The sequence below is a fragment of the Promicromonospora sp. NPDC090134 genome (assembly GCF_044746965.1).
Lineage (GTDB): Bacteria > Actinomycetota > Actinomycetes > Actinomycetales > Cellulomonadaceae > Promicromonospora.
Window position 1 is genome coordinate 292,651 of sequence record NZ_JBIVCZ010000009.1, and the last position, 17,987, is coordinate 310,637.

Sequence of the window (17,987 nt, forward strand, 5' to 3'; positions counted from 1 at the left end):
TCCCCGCCGGGGCGACGCGTAGAACGGTCAGGTGCATGTGCCCTCAGGGCGCGCACCCGGTCAGCCGGAGCTGACGTGTTCCGTCAGTTGCTGCGGAGCGACTCGGCGTCGCCGGCGCGGTAGACCACGCCGTTGATGGTGACGCCGTTGGCCTCGGTGGCGCGGTTGATGAGCGAGCCGAAGCCGAAGTCCTCGATGGTGTAGGAGCCCGAGTCCGACGTGGCGGTGTAGACGGCACCGTCAGCGCCGGCGAACGCGGCCTCCAGGTTGGCGTTCGTGCCGAGCTCGGCGTGCTGCACGACCGTGAACACCGGGCGAGCGATCGGGAACGCGGTGTTCAGCGTCCCGTTCGGGTTGGTCGGCGAGACCGCCGAGCCGTTGGCGGTGACGGTGTGCAGCACCGCACCGTGGCGCCGGTCCAGGACGGTCACGCCGTAGAGGTTCGACAGCACGGCCGACTTGCCCTGGGCAATGTGCTGCGCGATCGAGAACGGCGCGATCGAACCGGTCACGGCCGCCAGCGCGGCGCCGTCGTGCTCCTGGACGGAGCCGCCGGAGTAGGTCCACGCCACGGCGGAGCCGAGCGTGGCCTCGCTCAGGCCGAGCTGACCGATGAAGAACGAGCGGGTGCCCGAGCCGGTCTGCGGCAGGAACGGAACGATGTCGGCGTTGGCGTTGCTCTCCAGGCCGATCGTGTAGGTCTGACCGTTGCTGAGCGAGACGTTCTGACCGTTGGACGCGCTGTAGATCGCCGTCAAGTCAGCCTTCGTCAGGCCGTTCGGCACACCGGCCGTGGCCGACGCGTAGGTCACCGCGTCCACCGCGAGAGGGACGTACGAGTACGCGCCGTTGGCGGCCGGGGTCGACGGCGCGCTCGACGAACGAGCGAAACCGAGGTCCGCGCTGCTCAGCGTGACGCCCTGCCACTGCCCACCCGTCTTGGCCGCCTTGAGCGCGTTCACGCCGTTGCTGGAGCCGTTCGGCCGGGCGAAGGTCGCCCCGCCGGTCCGGGTCTGGATCGTCGCGGAACCCGTCGCGTCCCACGAGCCGAGAACCAGCTGGCCACCGTTGGTGACCACGGCCGCGAGGCCGTTGTTCAGGTCCTGGGTCGTGTCAGAGCCGACACCGTCGACCGGACGCGCCCGGTCGACCGTGCCGGTGGAGGGGTTGATCGGGTCAGCCGAGGCGCCGAGCGCCCCGCCCAGGAGAAGCGCAGCGGTCGCCGCGCCGGCGAGGAGCGCTCGGGCCCCGCGCAGGTGGTGCATAGACATGTGCATGCCTTTCCATCTAGGGTGACCCCCCAAAGGTCGCGTGCGACCTGTGTCCTTACGGACACGGCCCTTCACCCTGGTTTTCGCGCCCCGGGTGAGGGGCCTTCCACGTGCGGGCGGGGGTATTGCCCGCACGGAAACCTGTGTGGAGTTGTACTCGCTGCCGGCCCTCGGCAACCGAACACCCCGGGCATGTGCCGGGTCAGCCGGTCAGGTCTCGCCGTCGCATGAGGAACGGGGCGCCGACCATGCCGGCCAGGCCGGCGATCAGCGTGCCGCCGAGCGCCACGGATGCGGTCAGCGGTGCCGTGTCCTCGGTTGCCGCCGCCTCGTTCCGGATCGTGGAGCCGTCCCCGGGTCCGCCGTCGGCACCCGGATCCGACGGCGGGTCGTCGGCCGCCGGGTCGTCGCCGCCCACAGGGACAGGCACCGTCGCCTCGGCGTCCGCCGGGTCGTCCGGCCCGCCGGCGCCGTCGTTCCCGCCCCCGCCGGTGCCACCACCGGGCGGGCCGTCGCCGTCGGGTGGGTCGTCGCTCCGCGGGGCGCGGAGGAGGTCGGCAAGCGCGTGCGCCCGGTCGACCTGGTTCTGGGTGAGCGGCACATAGCCCTCCGGCAGGCCGCCCCGTGCGCCCGTGTGCACGTTCCCGTCGCCCGCGGCGTGGTCGAGCAAGCCCGCGTAGTCCGTGCGCGCCTGGTCGACCAAGGTCTCGGACTCGAGGTTGACCGCCGCGTACAGGGTGGTGGCCAGGGGATACGCTCCCGACGGCAGGGCAGCCGGGTCGTTCACCGCCACCCCGGTCCGGCCGTCGACCCGCTGTGCCGCGATCGCGGCCGCGACCGTCTCGTCGTCGTAGGCGACGAACTCGCGGGCGGACTCCACGCTGTCGGCGTCGGTGACGTCCGAGAGCGGAAGCGCGAGCCGGGCGGTGTTCAGCCCGTACAGCTCCGCAGCGGGCGCGGTCACGGGGCCGAGCGCCAGGCGACCCAGCGTGCTACCAGCCAGATCGGGGGCGCCGACGGTCCAGGCGCCCTTCGTGCCGATGCCGACGAACACGTTGGGGTCCCAGGAGAACGTGAGCCGCCGGTCCGCGCGCAGCACCCGGGCAGCGTTGGCCTCGAAGGAACCTGAGTAGGGCGAGTAGGCCGTCGAGTCGAGCTGAAGACCGCGGTTCTCGGTCGCAGCCACTTCCTTGCTCGGAGCCACGGATCGGTCGGCCTTGGGGAAGATGTCGAGCGGCGCGCTCAGGAGGTCGGTACCGCCCCCTGCCGCGTCGGGGTGGTCCGGCGGCAGGTAGTACCGGTTCACGGTGTTCCCCCAGGGGTCCGGGGTACCACCGAGGAACTTCACGGCGTCCGCGTCGGCGAGCACGTAATCCCACAGCAGCCGGATCGCGTCGTCGCCCTGCGGCCCGACGACCAGCCAGACGGCGCGAGCGCTGTTGGAACGGAGCTCCGGGTTGCCCAGCGCCTGCCACTCCTCGTCCTCGACGATCGTGTCGCTGCCCAGGAACTCAAAGGACTCGCCCACTATCGACGCCCCCCAAGCGCCCGCGACCTGCGGCACGTCGAACCTGAACGACTGGGTGAGCAACTTCGCCACGAGGCGCGGGGTGAGCTTGAGATCGGTATGGACCGTCCCGGCGGTACCGCCTTCGAGATCCCGCGGCCCGTCGGCGACGAAGCCGATCGCCACCGACGTGTTCGCCAGGGGCGCGTACCGCAGGTCCGCGTCATCCAGGAGAGCGGGGTCCGACGGGCCGATGGTGTCCGGGGTCAGCCGCTCGGACACCGCGGCGAGGTCAGCCTGCCCGTTGAGCAGCTGTGACCGGGCCAGGTCGCCCGAGTTCGTCGTCAGGCTGAAGGTAGCGCCGTCGTCCCCCATGCAGAGCGCCGGCTGCCACGAGGACGACGCCTCCGCGAACAGCTCGCTGCCCACGACCCGCCGCTCCGCCGACCCCGGCGGGCAGGACTGGTAGGGATCGTCGAAGTCCAGGGGCACGGCGATCCGGTTGTCCCAGAACGTGCACTGCTCTGCGATCGGGGAGCCCTTCTGCTCGAAGGTGCCCTCACCGAACGCCCCCGGCGTGAGCACGTCCATGCACGGTGTGCCGTCGGCGAGCGAGCCTGAGTGCGTACCGCGGGGCACGATCACGAGCCAGCAGCGCTCACCGGCCGCCTCCGGGTCACCGCAGCCGAGGTAGGGCTGTGCGGCACCGGTCTGCACAACCATGCTGGCCTTGGCGGTTCCGTCCGCGGAGATGGGGACGATCGGAAGCTCGTTCGAGGTGGACGCCACGAAGAACGCTCCGATACCGGCATTGGCACCGGCGCCGTCCGGAGGCACCACCGGGGTGCTGACGTCGCCGCCCACGCTACGGAACACGGTCCCGTCCCGGCCGGCCGTCCAGCTCGCCACCTGCCCGAGCAGCTCGGAGGCCTTCGAGGTGGTGCCCCCGACGTCGCTGACGGAATAGCCTCCCCACTGGCACGTCTCCGCGAAGTCGGTGGCGTTCGGGTCGTCACCCCAGCACTGCATGACCTGCAGAAAGCTGCTGGCGCCGTTCGGCTGCCCCTGGAGCACCGTGGGGCTCATGCCCGACGCCGTCAGCGTCACCGCCTGGTCGGTGAGGTGCTCGGTCTGCGAGACCGTGACCTCGAGGTCCTTGAAGTCGTCCCAGTGTCCCGACCCGTCGGCGTCGTCGACCATCCCCGACCGGTCCGGCTGGAACTGCTGCAGCTCGCCGTTGCCCCCGGCCCACCTCACCGTCACCGCGGAGTCGCCCCCCTCGCCGGCGGCCCGCGCGTCCGACGGCGCGTACAGCGCCACGAGCCCCCCGGCCGAGGCCAGCGCGACGACGGCGCTGAGCGCGCTGATCGTGCGGCTGCGGAGCTTCATCCCGGTTCCCCGTTCGACTTGTGCGCGGTGTCCCCGGCTCGCACCGGACCGGACGCGGAAAGCATTGCCGCCGGCTGCCGAAATTGGCAACCATTGAAATGGTGGACAGGCAATTGAGAATTGACGGCCCGCTGGCGGACGCCAGATGAACGACACGTTTCGCAGGTCGCAGGCCCCGCGGAAACACACGCAGTCGCCCCCGCCGTCCCGCGCTTCCGACACGCCCGTCCGACTCTGCGTCCGCGCAGGACACCACCCGAAAGGAGGGGGCGGGTCCCCTCCTTTCGGGTGGGCGCGCGCCAGGGGGCCCGGGCACGCCGCGGCTGATGCGCGGGAGGAGTTTCACCCCTTTCGAGAATCACGCGCGCCGTATTCGGTGCACCATTCATCGGAGCGGGCGTCGCGGCCCGGAGGAATGCGCACGAAATGCCCGTTGAAATCACGACGAGGCATCTCCCGCGGTCCCCCGCGCGCCGCGCCCGGCCGGGACCGGCAGTGCCGTCCGCGCGCGCTTGCCGAGCACGGGCGGCAGCACCGCGGCGAGGATCATCACGAGTCCCAGGCCGACCATCACGAGTTGGGGAACGAGCCCACCGGCCGCCACGGGCAGCGACTGCGGTGTGGCTGCCACCAGCACGGGCTCCGAGTTCTCGTCCACCACCTCGGCGTCGCCGCCGCCGTCCGCCTCCGCGCCGTCGTCGGCCCCTCCACCGCCGTCCGGGCCACCGCCCGAACCGCCGCCGGAACCGTTGCCGGGCCCGTCGCCCTCCGGCCCGCCGCCGCTACCACCCGGACCGCCTCCGTCGGGGCCACCCGAGCCTCCGCCGCCCTCACTGCCGACACCGCCGTCGCCGCCCGACGGCGCTGTCGGGGTGTCCTTGGACCCACCCGTGCCCGTCGTGCACTGCGTCGGGCCCTTCTTGTCGCACGCGGGCGGGTAGGGGGCCTCGTTGGCCAGCCGGTTGGTGCCGTCGGGCGAAAAGGTCGGGTTGTTGCAGTCGTTGATCCCCTTGATCACAGGGTCGCCGCCCGGGATCTTCTGGATCTGGGTCTGGCCCGCCTTGACCAGGTTGATCGGCAGCGGCGAGTAGCCCAGCGTGTCGGCTTGCTGCTGCCCCTCGCAGAGGAAGTAGGCGCCGAAGTCGGCGAGGGTGAGTCCCTTGTCGAGGTTGAACCCGGCGTCCTGCGACGTCGGCAGGATGATGTACGAGTAGCTGGACAAGGGGTACACGCGGCGGTCGGAGAACGAGTAGACGTCCTGAAGGTTCTGCGTGAGGTAGTCCGGGGAGCTCCGGTTCTCGTTGATCTTCGCCTTCAGGAGCGCGACCGCGACGTTCGCCGCTGTCGGCTCCGTGTAGTACCCGGCCCGGTTGAGCATCTTGGCCACCGGGAAGCTGGCGTTGAGCGCGTAGGAGTACTCCACGAACGTGATCGCCCCCACCGCGTGCGACTGCGCCACGTAACCCGCCACGCCGTTCGACCCCGCCCGGGACACGAAGCCCGAGCCCCGCGCCACCGGGTAGTTCGACGTGACACCGCAGTGCCCGTTGATCAGCGGGCGGTTGACCTTGCCGCAGTACGCGTCCCAGGACCGGCTCTGCTCCTGGCGCATCCAGATGGAGAACTGGGCCGTGGCGCCGGAACCGTCCGAGCGCACGACCGGCACGATCGGGATGCCCGGCAGGGCGAGAAGCGGGTTGTCCTTCTTGATGTCCGGGTGGTCCCAGCGGGTGATCTCCCCGGTGAAGATCTCGGCGATCGTCGTGCCCGACAACCTCAGGTTCGTGACGCGCTTGCCCCCGACCTGCAGGTTGTACATGAACGCGGTACCGCCCGCGACGATCGGCATGTAGGCGAACTCGCGGGCCGGGCGCGCGTCGCCCTCGTTGGAGTTGGCGATGGCATACGGGATCTCGCTGACGCCGAAGTCGGCCGTCCCGTTGGCGAAGCTGTTGCGGCCCTGCGTGGAGCCCGACTCGGAGTACGTGATCTTCCACTGGTAGTTGGACCAGACGTTTCGGATCCATTGCTGCAGCGCGTTCGCCGACCAGGTCGACCCGGCGCCGTTGATCGGTGCGTGGACCTTGCCGACGGCGGCGGGGCTCACGTCCCGAGGCAGGTCGCGCTGGGCAGCCTGCGCGGGGACGACGGCGCCCGCGACCACGAGCAGCACACCGAGCCCCGCGATCAGCGCGCGCACCCGCAGGGCGCGGCGCGTGGTGGTGGCGGTCATCGTCCCCTCCCCTTGTCGTCCGTCGTGTCGTCGGCCCCGCTGTCGGCCGGGTTACCCCCGGAGGACGGCGGAGGTGGAGCGGTGGGGTCGGTGCCGGTGGGAGCGGGCGCCACGACCGGCGTCGGCCCGCCGGCGCGGAACCGGCGCGCGACCCTGGCCGAGGCACGCTGCGCCCGGCGGGCACCGCCCGCGCCGAGGACGCCGGCGCCCTTGCCACCGATCAGACGGGCGAGCAGGAACAGCACGAACACGAGCACCATGAGCACCGCCGCCGCGCCGAACCCCCGGGCGATCTGCGCGGGCTCGGGGCTCTTCACCAGCGTGAACGTGGCCAGCGGCAGCGAGACCATCGGCCCGTCGAACGGGTTGAAGTTGTAGTACGTCGTGTACCCGGCGACGAGCAGGATGGGGCTGGTCTCGCCGATGCCGCGCGCGGTCCCGAGCACGACCGCCGTCATGAGGCCGGACTTGCTGGTGGGCAGCACAACGTTCCAGATGGTGCTCCAGTGGCTGGCGCCCATCGCGAACGACGCCTCCTTGAGCGTCGCCGGCACCAGGCGGAGCACGACGTCCGCCGACCGGATGATGATCGGCAGGATCATGATCGTGATCGCCAGCGACGCCGCGAAGCCGGACTTGGGCGCGCCGAGGATCAGGATGTACGTGGCCAGGATGAACAGTCCGCACAGGATGGACGGCAGGGCGGTCATCGCCTCGGTGACGGTGCGCACGATCCGCGTGAACGGGCTGGGGAACTCCGCCAGGCACACGGCGGTCAGCAGGCCGAGCGGGATCGAGATCAGCAGTGCCAGGGAGATCATGATCAGGGTGCCGACGGCCGCGTGTGCCATGCCGCCGACCGTCAACGGGTCCAGCGGGCCCGCCAGCGAGAGGTCCTGCGTCCAGAAGTTGAGCTGCGTGAACGCCGGCAGGCCCTCCGACAGGGCGAAGACCACGACCACCACGAGCGCCAGGAGCAGCAGGACGGCGCCCGAGTGGACGAGCACGCCCGCCACGCGGTCCTTGATGGTGATGCGGTCGTCGTCGAAGCTGATCAGCACCACGAAGAACCCCAGGAACAGCAGGTAGGCGATCAGTACGAACGGCAGCGCGCCCCGGAACGGCAGGACCTGGGTGAACAGCCAGGCCGTCGACGCGATGCCGGCCGCGGCTGCGCCGGCCACCCGCAGCACGTCCTCGCGGCGCAGACCGGACAGCTCGCGCTGGACCTCGGGGCGCGCGGGCGTGATGCGTCCGTCGCGGCCGGGCAGCTGGGTGCGGGTGAACCGGCCCGGCCGGTCGGCGCGGCGAGCGCCCTGTGAGGTGTCGGTGACAGTCATGGTGTCCTCAGCTCGCAGCGCCCGACCGGGAACGCTGGATGATGAATCCGGCGACGAAGTTGATCAGCATCGTGATCAGGAACAGGACCAGTCCTGCGGCCATCAGTGCGGAGACCTCGAAGTCGTTCGCCTCACCGTGCTTGAGTGCGATCAGCGAGCTGATCGAGTTGGTCCCCGTGCTCAGCACCTGCCAGTTGATGACGAACAGCGGGCTGATCACGAGGTAGACGGCGATGGTCTCCCCCAGTGCTCGCCCCAGGCCGAGCATCGTGCCGCCGATGATCCCGCCGGTCCCGAAGGGGTACACGACATTGCGGATCACGCCCCACTTGCTGGCGCCCAGGGCCAGCGCCCCTTCCCGCTCCCCCACCGGCGCCTGGTCGAACACCTCGCGCATGATCGCCGCCGAGATCGGCGCGACCATCATCGAGACGATCAGCCCGGCGAGGATCGCCGACGCCGTGAAGACCGTCGGTGTGGCCAGCGGGTCGTCGGGATCGAACTGGGACACGGCGAAGATCGGGATCCAGCCGAAGTACGTGGAGACCCACTCCGCGACCGGTAGCAGGTTGCCCTCGAGCCAGTAGGCGCCCCAGAGTCCGTAGACGACGCTCGGGATCGCCGCCATCAGGTCGATGACCCCGATCAGGAAACCCTTGATGCCCGCAGGCGCGTATTCCGTGATGTACGTGGCGGTGACGAGCGCCAGCGGCACGGCGACGCTGATGGCGGTCAGCCCGATCACGACGGTCCCGAACAGCACCGCCGCGATGCCGAACCGGCCGGAGTTCGGCTCCCAGTCCTGCTCGGTGACGAACTCCCAGCCGGCGACGTCGATCGCCTGGGCGCCCCGCCACAGCAGGAACACGCCGACGAGCGTCATGATCAGGAGCACCAGCGTGCCGCCCGAGTGGGCCGCCGCCCGGAACGTGGTGTCCTGCCAGCCGCGCCGGCTGACCAGCGGGCGCGTCGGGTCCACCAGGGCGTCACGCGGGGCCGGCGACGTCTCCAGGCCCAGCTCGCGCAGCTCGGTGCGCTGCCGCTCCAGCTCGGCGACGGCCGCGTCCCGCGGCGCGCTGTCGGCGCTCTCCGGTGAGTCGCTCTCGCGGTGCTCGGGCACCGGTTCGTCGGGGTCGGGGCTCATCGTGAGGTCCTCCTGACCGTGCCGCGGGCCTGTCGCCGCGGGCGGGCGCTGATGGGCGATGACGTGCAGCGCCGGCCTGGCGCTGTGGGCGGCCCGCGCCGGGAGTACGGCTCCCGGCACGGACGGTGGCATCATCGTCAGGCGCCGACCCGGCGGGCAAACAACGCGCACGCGGCGATCAGGTTGACGGACGGCGAGGTCAAGATGGACGCGAGGTGGACGGCGGCACGGCCTGCTCCCGACATCGGCGACAACCCGCGGTTCGCGGCGTCCCCGGCCGCGGTCCGGCGGGCCGCGCGCGCCGCCCGGCGCGCCCGGCGGACGCACAAGGACCACCCGAAAGGAGGGGCCCGGAACCGCCCTGTCGGAGGGGATCGCGACGCTTCGGCGCTCACGCTCCGCCTGACCCGATGGGTGGGGCGCGACGTCGTCGCCGTCACCTTCGTCGCCAACATCGTCGCCTACCTCGGCGCGCTCGCGCTGCTCGACCAGACCCGCGCCGTGCACACGGCGCAGACCGAGGACTGGCGGGTGGTCGCCGTCGTGCTGCTGGTCTCGTTCCAGGCGCTCTGGCTGCACTGGCTCCAGCGCCAGGCGTTCGGCACGCTCTGCGCCTCCCTCGTGCTCTGGTTCGGCGCGCTGCTGATCGGCGGCGCGGACCCGCTCCTCCTGCAGCCGGGCGTGCTGCTCGCCGTGTTCAGCTACGCCGCGCAACGACCGGGCCGGTGGCGTGGCGCCGCCGTCGTGGTGCTCGTGGTCGCGACGGCCGTCGTGCTCCTCGCGGACGAGGCGCTGTACCCGACGCCCGGGGGGCCGGGATGGCGGACGCCGGCGATGGTCGTGACCGTGGTGCTGAATGCCGTCGGCGTGGTCGCGGTGCCCGCCCTCCTAGGGGCCTGGTACGCGCAGCTGCGCGACCGAGCCGAGCGGATCGCCGCCCTGGCCCACGAGATCGCAGGCCGGGAGGCGCACCGCACCGCTGATGCCGTAGCGGCCACCCGCCGCACGCTGGCGCAGGAGCTGCACGACACGTCGTCGGCCCACCTCGCGGCGATCCTCACGCTGAGCACGGCTGCCGAGGCGAGCACTACCGCGGGCGGCGGGCCCGACCCGCGGCTCATCACCCAGATCCGTGACGAGGGCGAGCGCCTCTACCAGGGGTTCGAACGGATGGTCTCCCGCATGCGGCAGGACGACCGCACCGTGGCCGAGACCCACCAGCCCGGCCAGGCGACGGGCCAGCACACCATCGCGCAGGTCCCCGACCTGACCGCGGAGCACCAGCGCGTCGCCGACGTCCCAGTGACGCTCCGGCACGACCCCGACCTCACCGAGATCGACCAGCGCCTCGGCCCCCTGCGCAGCCATACCGCCTACCGCGTGGTGCAGGAGGCACTCAGCAACACGCGCAAGCACGCCCCCGGTACCGGCGTCACCGTGGTCCTGGAGGACGACGGCACGAGCCTGCTGCTGCGCGTCGAGAACGAGAGTTCACCCGTGCCCGGGGCCTCGATTCCTGGTGGCGCCGTGACCGGGCCGCATAACCTGAGCCTCGGTTACGGGATCGAGGGCATGCGTGACCGGCTCGCCGCCGTCGGCGGCAGCCTGCGCACCGGCCCTCGGCACGGCGGAGGGTGGGCCGTGCAGGCTCTCCTGCCCCATCCACCGCACCGGACCGGCACCACCGACGGCTAGGCACGCTGCTACGGAGGGGCGACACCGTGATCACGACGCTCGTCGTCGACGACGCCGGAAGCGTGCGCCGGTCACTCCGGCTCCTGCTCGACACCACACCCGACATCCGCGTCGCCGGCGAGGCGAACAACGGCGTCGACGCCGTCCGACTGGCCCGGGCCCTGCGGCCCGACGTCGTGCTCATGGACCTGCGGATGCCCGGTGGCGGCGGACTGGACGCCATCGCCGCGCTGAGCGGACCGGGGGTCGAGCGGCCAATCCCGGTGCTGGTGTTCACCACCTTCCACCTGGACGAGTACATCTACGGCGCGTTCGAGCGGGGCGCCGTCGGGTACCTGCTCAAGAAGAACCCCGGCAACATCCCGGCGGCGATCCGCGCAGCGGTCAATGCGAGCGCTCTGCAGTCGCCGGCGGTGCGCGAACGGCTCATCGCCGAGTACGCCCGCAGCAGCGGCCCGGCGGGCGCCGCGCCAGGCGACAGCATCGCTGCGCTGCTCACCGACCGAGAGCTGGAGGTGGTCGCGGCGCTGGCTGAAGGGCTGAGCAACAAGCAGATCGCGGGCAGGCTCAATCTCGGTGAGAACACGGTGAAGTGGCACATCGGCAACATGCTCGACAAGACCGGGACCCGGGACCGCACGCAGCTCGCGATCTGGGCGTATCAGCACGGGCTGAATCCTTGAGGCCTTGCGGCCGCTTGACTGGCGCCCGTGACGGCCGTGGCGCGTTCAGTCCTGGACCAGAGCGATGACGTTGCCCGCGGGATCCGTAATCCAGCCGATCGTTGGCCTCTGGGTGGGGTCGGTACTGCGGGAGATGCCGCAGTCATCCTGGTCGGACCCGGGATAAACGACCAAGCTTGCCCCGGCTGCGAGCACCTGCCCTACGGCGTCGTCGATGTCTGGCACCACGATGTTGAGCACGGTGTACGACGCTGGCGTGTGGGCATCGCTCTTGGGGTAGACGAACACTGATGATCCGCCAGTCAAGTTGATCTCGAAACCGCCCATGACGTTCTCACGTACGGGCAGGCCAAGAACATCGCGGTAGAAGACGATCGTGGTCCCGATGTCATCCACCGAGAAGCTCGTGAAGCTACGGAGCGTGGTAACCATTGCGATCTTCCCCTCGCGGCGGCGTGGGGGTCTCCCACCACTCAGAAAGCCGTCGGCCGCAGCGTAGCGCCCGAAAGTGGCCAAGAAGCGAACAGAACTGGCCGACCGGAAGCCCCACATCGGAATCGGCTTCGGCGAGGTCCTCCGACTGTCAGTCGCATGTCGGTCGTGGGTCGACTTCGTCCAGCAGTTGCGGCCTGCGCCTCCGATCGGTGTCTCGTTCACCCCTCGTACAACAAGGAGTAACCACATGGAGGAGTGGGCCGCCTACGGTCGCAGAACCAACTTCAGGAGGCGACATGGGCACGGGGCCAGGGAGCGCAGAAGCAGCATCTGAGGACCTCGCGCGCGGGATCGACCCAGGCTCGCTCGGCAAAGATGCGCTGGGAGCCGACATCGCACGCGCGGCGGAAGTGCCCGGCCCACAACCGCTCACGGCCAGTTGCGTACGCACCGCGTACGAGGCGATCGCAGCCGCGGGAGATCACGCTGACGGAGCGGACCGTGCGACACTCCTCTCGCTTCGGGCAGGTGCGAGGGCTGCCGCCGACGCGGCTCGCGTCGCCGACGAGATCGGGGCGGGGGCGGGGGCTGCCCTGCGTGGCGCGGCCCGGGCTTGGTACCCGTACGCCGTCGAGACCGAAAGCCTGACCTGGCAGGCTGGCCTGGGCGCATTCCGCGAGACGTGCGAAACCGCCACCGAGGCCGACCAGACTCTGATCGTCAGCGCCGTTGAGGCTGCAGGTCAGGCAGCGGGCGACGACGACACCGCGACAGCGCGCGCGGTCGACGCTTTCGCCGGCGAGCTGAAGCGCCGAACGTCGCTCGGTGAAGACCTTCCGACCGCGTGGAGCGGGGCTGCTCGCCACGCAGCCGAGACAGCACCCGAACCCGTCTTTCAGACCGTGGTCGACGCAGTCCAGGGCGTCTTGAGCCGTTGAGCCGCGCGGGTGGACGCACACCGCGCGGGGTGGGCCTGTAGCCGGCCCGACCCGCGCGTGGTACGGAAGCAGGGGTTGTCGGGTTGCGTGGCTTGCTACGACGCCGCTATATCGTCGTCTTGGCTGTGCTGCTGGACCTACCGTCACCTCGGCAGATCGCGGACGCGCTCAGGGCCTGAGTTCGCCCCCGCCGGGACCTCTTCCTGCTGTCGTGGGGAGCTCGACGACGACGGACGTGGTCCCGTTCCGGCGGACGATGCGGGTGGTCCCGCCGTGTGCCGCGACGATCTCCCTGACGATGGCCAGACCGAGCCCGGCGGATCGGTGGGAGCTGACGAAGCGGTCGAACGGCTCCTGGACCGTGAAGCCCGCACCGTGGTCGGCAACGGTCAGCCGCGCGTGGTCGCCGTCGAGGAGCACGTCGATCCCGACCGGCGGGGCACCGTGCCGGAGGGCGTTGTCGACCAGGTTGGACAGGGCCTGGTCGAGTCGGTTCCGGTCCGCGTGGACGACCACAGCGGTGTCTCCGGTAGTTCCGATCGGCGCGGGTGCCGAGGTCGAGAAGCGGGCGGCCACCTCCAGGGCGAAGTCGCGCAGGTCGACGGGAGCGCGGGTCAGGGCCAGGTTGCCCTCGTCCGCAGCGGCGAGCGTGAGCAGGCTCTCGGCCAGCACGGTCAGGCGCGTGGTCTCCTGGCCGATCGAGCGGAGCGCCGCCGAAAGCTCCTCTGGCGTGCGCTCGCGTGCCAGGGCGAGATCGACCTCGGTGCGCAGCAGTGCAAGGGGCGTGCGTAGCTCGTGGCTTGCCTCGGCCACGAACCGGCGCTGCCGTCGCAGGCCGTCGTCGAGCCGGTCGAGCATCGCATTCAGGGTCACCACCAGGCGGTGCAGCTCGTCGCGGGCAGGCGGGACTGGCAAGCGTTCGCCCGAACTGCGGTCGGAGATGCGTTCGGCGCGTTCCCGGACCCGCTCGATCGGTCGGAGCCCGGCCCCAGCCGCGAGGTAGCCCAAGGCCCCGGCCACCACGAGTGCCAGCGGCAACCCGGTCACGAGCTGCACGCGCACAGCGTTCAGCGCCTCGTCAGTGTCCTCGCGCGATGTGGCCACAGCGACCAGCTGCAGGTCAGCGTGGGTCACGAGCAGCGTGACGGCCTCGTGCTCCACATGTCGGTCGCCGGTAGCAGCGGCGTCGTCGTCGAGAACGGAGACGACCCTCTCGGCGGACCAGGACCCGCGTGGCGGCAGCCCCGCGAGGTCCGCAGTTGACACCAGCGGGCCTGCGACCAGAGGCGACGACGCCACCGGCCGGCCGTCTTCGTCGAGGAGCTGGGCGTAGACGTCGCCCGTCATGGACTCGACGCGCGCCGCGCGCTCGGTCTCAGGCGCTGCGACGAGCCCTGCTGCCTCCGCCTCGAGCAAGTCATGGGTCCGGTGCTCCAGCGCTTCGGCCACGCGGACCTGGACAAACACGCCCAGCAGCGTCAGGGCCAGCGCCGCGGCCAGGAGGAACGCAGTGGCCACCCGCAGGCGCAGCGGCCAGGTAGCCGGGCGCACGAGCCGCGCCCAGGGCGGGAGCCGGTCAGTCACCGCTGTCCACCGCCTGGGTCCGGCCGTCAGCGAGATCATCCGCGTGGTCGGCGGTGATCCGGTACCCGGTCCCGCGTACTGTCTCGATCGAATGCCGGTCGTAGGGCCGGTCGACCTTCTCCCGCAGGTAGCGGACGTACACGTCCACCACGTTCGAGGCCACGTCGCTGTCCCAGCCCCAGGCATGCTCCAGCAGCTCGTCCCGGGTCAGGGCTCGCCCAGGACGCCGCATGAACGCTTCCAGCAGCGCAAACTCGCGCGCCGACAACGTCACCTCGTGCTGGTCACGCCAGACCCGCCGGGACGCTGGGTCCAGCCGCAGGTCGCCGACCGTGAGCACCGTGGGGCGTGGGACCTCGACCCGGCGGGCGACGGCCCGCATCCTGGCCAGGAGCTCGTCGAAGGCGAACGGCTTGGCCAGGTAGTCGTCGGCGCCCGCGTCCAGTCCGGCGATCCGGTCGACGACCGCCGTGCGCGCGGTGAGCATGACGACGGGGGTCCACACCCGTGCCGCGCGCAGCCGGCGGCAGGTCTCGAACCCGTCCATGCCGGGCAGCCGCACGTCGAGGAGCACGACGTCGTAGGCACCGTCTGCCACTACGGCCAGGGCCTCCTCGCCCGACCCGACGACGTCGGCGACATGGCCGTGCTCCGTCAGGCCGCGGGCGATCAGCCGGGCCAGCTTCGCCTCGTCCTCGACCAGGAGCGCTCGCACCCTGATCATGCTACGGACCTGGGATGAGGGGGCGATGAGAACTCCCACCGGCGCCCGGGGCGCGGCCTACCGTCGATGGCATGAGCGTTCAACGACACCCCCGGAAGATCGCCGCCGCGATCGGTGGCGCCGCACTGGCCACCGGCGCGATCACCGGCATCGCGTTCGCCGCAACAGGAAGCGACGAGCGGGACCCGGCAGAGACCGAGCAGGCCATCCCCACCAGCGACCTCGACCGGGCCGCCACGGCAGCCCTGGCCGAGACCGGTGGCGGCACTGTGACCGAGACCGAGGTCGATGACGAGGAGAGCAAGTACGAGGTCGAGGTCACCCTCGACGACGGCACCCAGGTAGACGTCCAGCTCGACGAGAGCTTCGTCGTCGTCGGCACGGAGAGCGACGGCCAGGGTGCCACGGAAGACGAGGGCTGACCTTCCATGCGCCGCCAGCGCAACTCAAGCCGACGACCGTTGAGATCCGTTGACCGACCGTTGCGTTGGGGGCCGTCCGTGCTCGGCCTGCTCGGGGTGCTCGCCCTGACCGCGGGTTGCGGTCAGGGCGAGGGCACGCCGACCACACCGAGCGAACCGAGCGCGACCGACTCGGGCCTCCCGCAGTCCAGCGAGCCGGTCGATCTCGACCCCGCCGACTTCACCACCGAGATCGACAACGAGTACTGGCCGATGGACCCGGGGACGCAGTGGACCTACCGGGAGGCCGACGAGAGGGGCCAGGAGCTGCGGGTGGTCGTGACCGTCACGAGCGCGACGAAAGAGGTCGCCAACGGTGTCACGGCGCGCGTCGTCCGGGACACCGTCACCCTGGACGGCGACGTCGTCGAGGACACGTTCGACTGGTACGCGCAGGACTCCGCCGGGACGATCTGGTACCTGGGCGAGGACACCGCCGAGTTCAAGGCCGGTCAGATCTCTTCCAGAGAGGGCTCCTTCGAAGCCGGGACCGACGGCGCCCTGCCGGGGGTCATCATGCCGGGCGAACCCGCCGTCGGGATGGACTACCGGCAGGAGTACCTCAAGGGCGAGGCGGAGGACAAAGGCGAGGTGCTGAGCCTCGATGAGCAGGCCGAGGTCCCGGCCGGGCACTACAACCGGGCGCTGCTGACCAAGGACACGATCACCATCGAACCCGACGTGCTCGAGTACAAGCTCTACGCCCCCGGCGTCGGACCGGTGCTCGTCCTCGGCGTGTCAGGAGGCGGAGGCCGGGAGGAACTCGTGGAAGTCAGCACCGTGCCCGCGGACACAGCCCACGCGGCAGGGACCACTCCACTGGGCGAGAGTTACGGCTGACCGGGACACTCGGACGCACCCGCATGCGGCGTCTAGATCGGGTACGCGTGGGCCACGCGGCACCGCCCTGTGGGATCGCCGGGACGCCCTCTGCTCCACCTCCCGCCGCCCATCGGGCCCGATGCGTTCGCAGACGAGGTTCGCTCTTCGCCCTCGGCCTTTACCCGCAAACCTGCGCGACATGAACACGCATGTGGCGCTGAACCTCGAGCCATCTGCGCTGACTTCCTTTCGTGGTCGAGGACAACCTGGCTCTGCCGGTCGGGCATGAAGACAAGCGCAGAGGATGATGCGTCCGCGGCACAGCCTTGCTCCACACATGCAACCGTGGTTACATCGCTCTCGTGACCGGTGAATGGGTGTTGCTGAGCTATCGGCTGCCGAGGGAGCCGTCGTCGCCGCGCGTCGCGCTGTGGCGACGGCTCAAGCGGTACGGCATCGCGCAGATCTCCGACGGGCTCGTCGCGCTGCCGGCTGACGCCCGGACCCGTGAGCAGCTGGAGTGGGCTGCCGAGGAGGTGATCGAGCACGACGGCACTGCCAGCGTGTGGCTGGCTCACCCGGCCAGCGCTGCACAGGAACGTGAGCTGGCCACGACCATGACGGATGCCCGGGCCAAGGAGTACCTGGACGTGGAATCCGCCGCACTGCACGCGCTGGAGGAACCCCCTGCCGCACGACGCAAGGCGTTGACCGCGCTGCGCCGGACCTACCGCGAGGTGCACCGTCGGGACTTCTTCCCGCCCGCCGAGCGGGAACGCGCGCACACGGCACTGCGCCGACTCGAAGAACTGGCAGCAGCCGACACCGCGCCCGCGCCGGTCACGAGAGCGACCACCCAGGGTCTGCGATGAGGTGGGCGACCCGTGCGGGCGTGCACATCGACCGTGCCGCGTGCGCCTGGCTGATCCGGCGCTTCGTCGATCCCGACGCCGAGTTCGTGTTCGTGTCCGACCCGGCTGAGGTCCCTACCGACGCGACGCCGTTCGACATGCGCGGCGTCGAGCTGGGACATCACGGCCAGGACTGCAGCTTCGAGACGTTCCTGCTGCGCTACGAGCTGGCTGACCCCGTCCTGGCCCGGATCGGGCAGATCGTGCACGAGGCCGACCTGGATGATGCCCGGTACGACGCACCCGAGGCGCCTGGCCTGGACGTGATCCTGCGCGGGCTGTCCATGACCGGCGACGACGAGCGCACCCTGACAGTCTCCGGGCCCCTGTTCGACGGCCTGTACGAGTACTTCCGCCGCTCCTACCTGCTCGGCCGCGAACCGGCCTGACACCGCGACCCCGCACGGACCGCGCACTGCACAAGTAGTCGCCCTGACCGGACGCCCGCTCGAGGACCAGCGCCCTCATCTGACCGTAGGAGATACATGAGCACCGAGCAGGACGGCGCCGGCCCGCCGGCTGCGTCCCCGCGGGACCTGGTCCCGTTCCGCACCGCCGTCCGAGCCTGGTTCGCGATCTCCTGGCAGACGTTCGGCGGACCGGCGGGTCAGATCGCCGTCATGCAGCGCACGCTGGTGGACGAGAAGCGGTGGATCGGGCAGGGCCGGTTCCTGCACGCCCTGAACTACTGCATGCTCCTGCCGGGGCCGGAGGCACAGCAGCTCGCCGTCTACACCGGCTGGCTGCTCAACGGCTGGCGCGGCGGCCTGGTCGCCGGGAGCCTGTTCGTGCTGCCCGGGATGCTGGCCCTGCTGCTCCTGTCCGCGGTGTACGTCGCGTTCGGCGACAC

The 17,987-nt window shown here is 70.9% G+C and carries 16 protein-coding genes; 8 read left to right on the forward strand and 8 right to left on the reverse strand.

The genetic code is table 11. The annotated features are described in order from the left end of the window. Positions 1-83 precede the first annotated feature (83 nt). From ACIPN7_RS23430 to pstC, 5 genes are all read right to left on the reverse strand, one after another. The gene (locus ACIPN7_RS23430) at positions 84-1,271 is read right to left on the reverse strand and encodes a substrate-binding domain-containing protein (RefSeq protein ID WP_400548007.1); all 1,188 of its coding nucleotides are present in this window, start codon (positions 1,269-1,271) and stop codon (positions 84-86) included. A gap of 202 nt (positions 1,272-1,473) precedes the next feature. After that, on the reverse strand, positions 1,474-4,167 hold the full coding sequence (locus ACIPN7_RS23435) for a hypothetical protein (protein ID WP_400548010.1): 2,694 nt from the start codon (positions 4,165-4,167) through the stop codon (positions 1,474-1,476). A gap of 439 nt (positions 4,168-4,606) precedes the next feature. Further along, on the reverse strand, positions 4,607-6,400 hold the full coding sequence (locus tag ACIPN7_RS23440; RefSeq protein ID WP_400548013.1) for a phosphate ABC transporter substrate-binding protein PstS: 1,794 nt from the start codon (positions 6,398-6,400) through the stop codon (positions 4,607-4,609). Beyond that, positions 6,397-7,740: a phosphate ABC transporter permease PstA gene (pstA, locus tag ACIPN7_RS23445; RefSeq protein ID WP_400548016.1), complete on the reverse strand. Its 1,344-nt coding sequence runs from the start codon at positions 7,738-7,740 to the stop codon at positions 6,397-6,399. The genes ACIPN7_RS23440 and pstA overlap by 4 nt, the downstream gene beginning before the upstream one ends. Before the next feature lie 7 nt (positions 7,741-7,747). Next, positions 7,748-8,884: a phosphate ABC transporter permease subunit PstC gene (gene pstC / locus ACIPN7_RS23450; protein WP_400548019.1), complete on the reverse strand. Its 1,137-nt coding sequence runs from the start codon at positions 8,882-8,884 to the stop codon at positions 7,748-7,750. 204 nt (positions 8,885-9,088) lie between these two features. On the opposite strand from pstC, the gene ACIPN7_RS23455 reads away from it, so the two are divergent. Continuing rightward, positions 9,089-10,579, forward strand: a complete 1,491-nt coding sequence (locus ACIPN7_RS23455) for a sensor histidine kinase (RefSeq protein ID WP_400548022.1) — start codon at positions 9,089-9,091, stop codon at positions 10,577-10,579. 26 nt (positions 10,580-10,605) lie between these two features. Beyond that, the gene (locus tag ACIPN7_RS23460; RefSeq protein WP_400548025.1) at positions 10,606-11,262 is read left to right on the forward strand and encodes a response regulator; all 657 of its coding nucleotides are present in this window, start codon (positions 10,606-10,608) and stop codon (positions 11,260-11,262) included. 45 nt (positions 11,263-11,307) lie between these two features. Here the strand turns inward: ACIPN7_RS23460 and ACIPN7_RS23465 are convergent, their stop codons facing one another. After that, entirely contained in the window at positions 11,308-11,694 is a 387-nt protein-coding gene (locus ACIPN7_RS23465; RefSeq protein WP_400548028.1) for a VOC family protein, read from the reverse strand. A 299-nt stretch (positions 11,695-11,993) separates the two neighbouring features. Between ACIPN7_RS23465 and ACIPN7_RS23470 the strand changes: the two genes are divergently transcribed. Next, positions 11,994-12,635 carry a hypothetical protein gene (locus ACIPN7_RS23470; protein ID WP_400548031.1) on the forward strand — a complete coding sequence of 214 codons (642 nt, stop codon included), beginning with the start codon at positions 11,994-11,996 and terminating at the stop codon, positions 12,633-12,635. A gap of 168 nt (positions 12,636-12,803) precedes the next feature. Here the strand turns inward: ACIPN7_RS23470 and ACIPN7_RS23475 are convergent, their stop codons facing one another. Beyond that, positions 12,804-14,219 (reverse strand): ATP-binding protein, encoded by a 1,416-nt coding sequence (locus ACIPN7_RS23475; protein WP_400548034.1) that lies wholly within the window; start codon positions 14,217-14,219, stop codon positions 12,804-12,806. Continuing rightward, positions 14,212-14,943, reverse strand: coding sequence for a response regulator transcription factor (locus tag ACIPN7_RS23480; protein ID WP_400548037.1), 732 nt, complete (start codon positions 14,941-14,943; stop codon positions 14,212-14,214). The genes ACIPN7_RS23475 and ACIPN7_RS23480 overlap by 8 nt, the downstream gene beginning before the upstream one ends. A gap of 71 nt (positions 14,944-15,014) precedes the next feature. On the opposite strand from ACIPN7_RS23480, the gene ACIPN7_RS23485 reads away from it, so the two are divergent. From ACIPN7_RS23485 to ACIPN7_RS23505, 5 genes are all read left to right on the forward strand, one after another. Continuing rightward, positions 15,015-15,365 (forward strand): PepSY domain-containing protein, encoded by a 351-nt coding sequence (locus tag ACIPN7_RS23485; RefSeq protein WP_400548040.1) that lies wholly within the window; start codon positions 15,015-15,017, stop codon positions 15,363-15,365. A gap of 78 nt (positions 15,366-15,443) precedes the next feature. Further along, positions 15,444-16,244 carry a hypothetical protein gene (locus ACIPN7_RS23490; protein WP_400548043.1) on the forward strand — a complete coding sequence of 267 codons (801 nt, stop codon included), beginning with the start codon at positions 15,444-15,446 and terminating at the stop codon, positions 16,242-16,244. 344 nt (positions 16,245-16,588) lie between these two features. Then, positions 16,589-17,098, forward strand: coding sequence for a Chromate resistance protein ChrB (locus tag ACIPN7_RS23495; RefSeq protein ID WP_400548046.1), 510 nt, complete (start codon positions 16,589-16,591; stop codon positions 17,096-17,098). After that, positions 17,095-17,526, forward strand: coding sequence for a chromate resistance protein ChrB domain-containing protein (locus ACIPN7_RS23500; protein ID WP_400548049.1), 432 nt, complete (start codon positions 17,095-17,097; stop codon positions 17,524-17,526). The genes ACIPN7_RS23495 and ACIPN7_RS23500 overlap by 4 nt, the downstream gene beginning before the upstream one ends. 96 nt (positions 17,527-17,622) lie before the next feature. Continuing rightward, the coding region (locus tag ACIPN7_RS23505) for a chromate transporter (protein ID WP_400548052.1) at positions 17,623-17,987 on the forward strand (365 nt) is incomplete at its 3' end.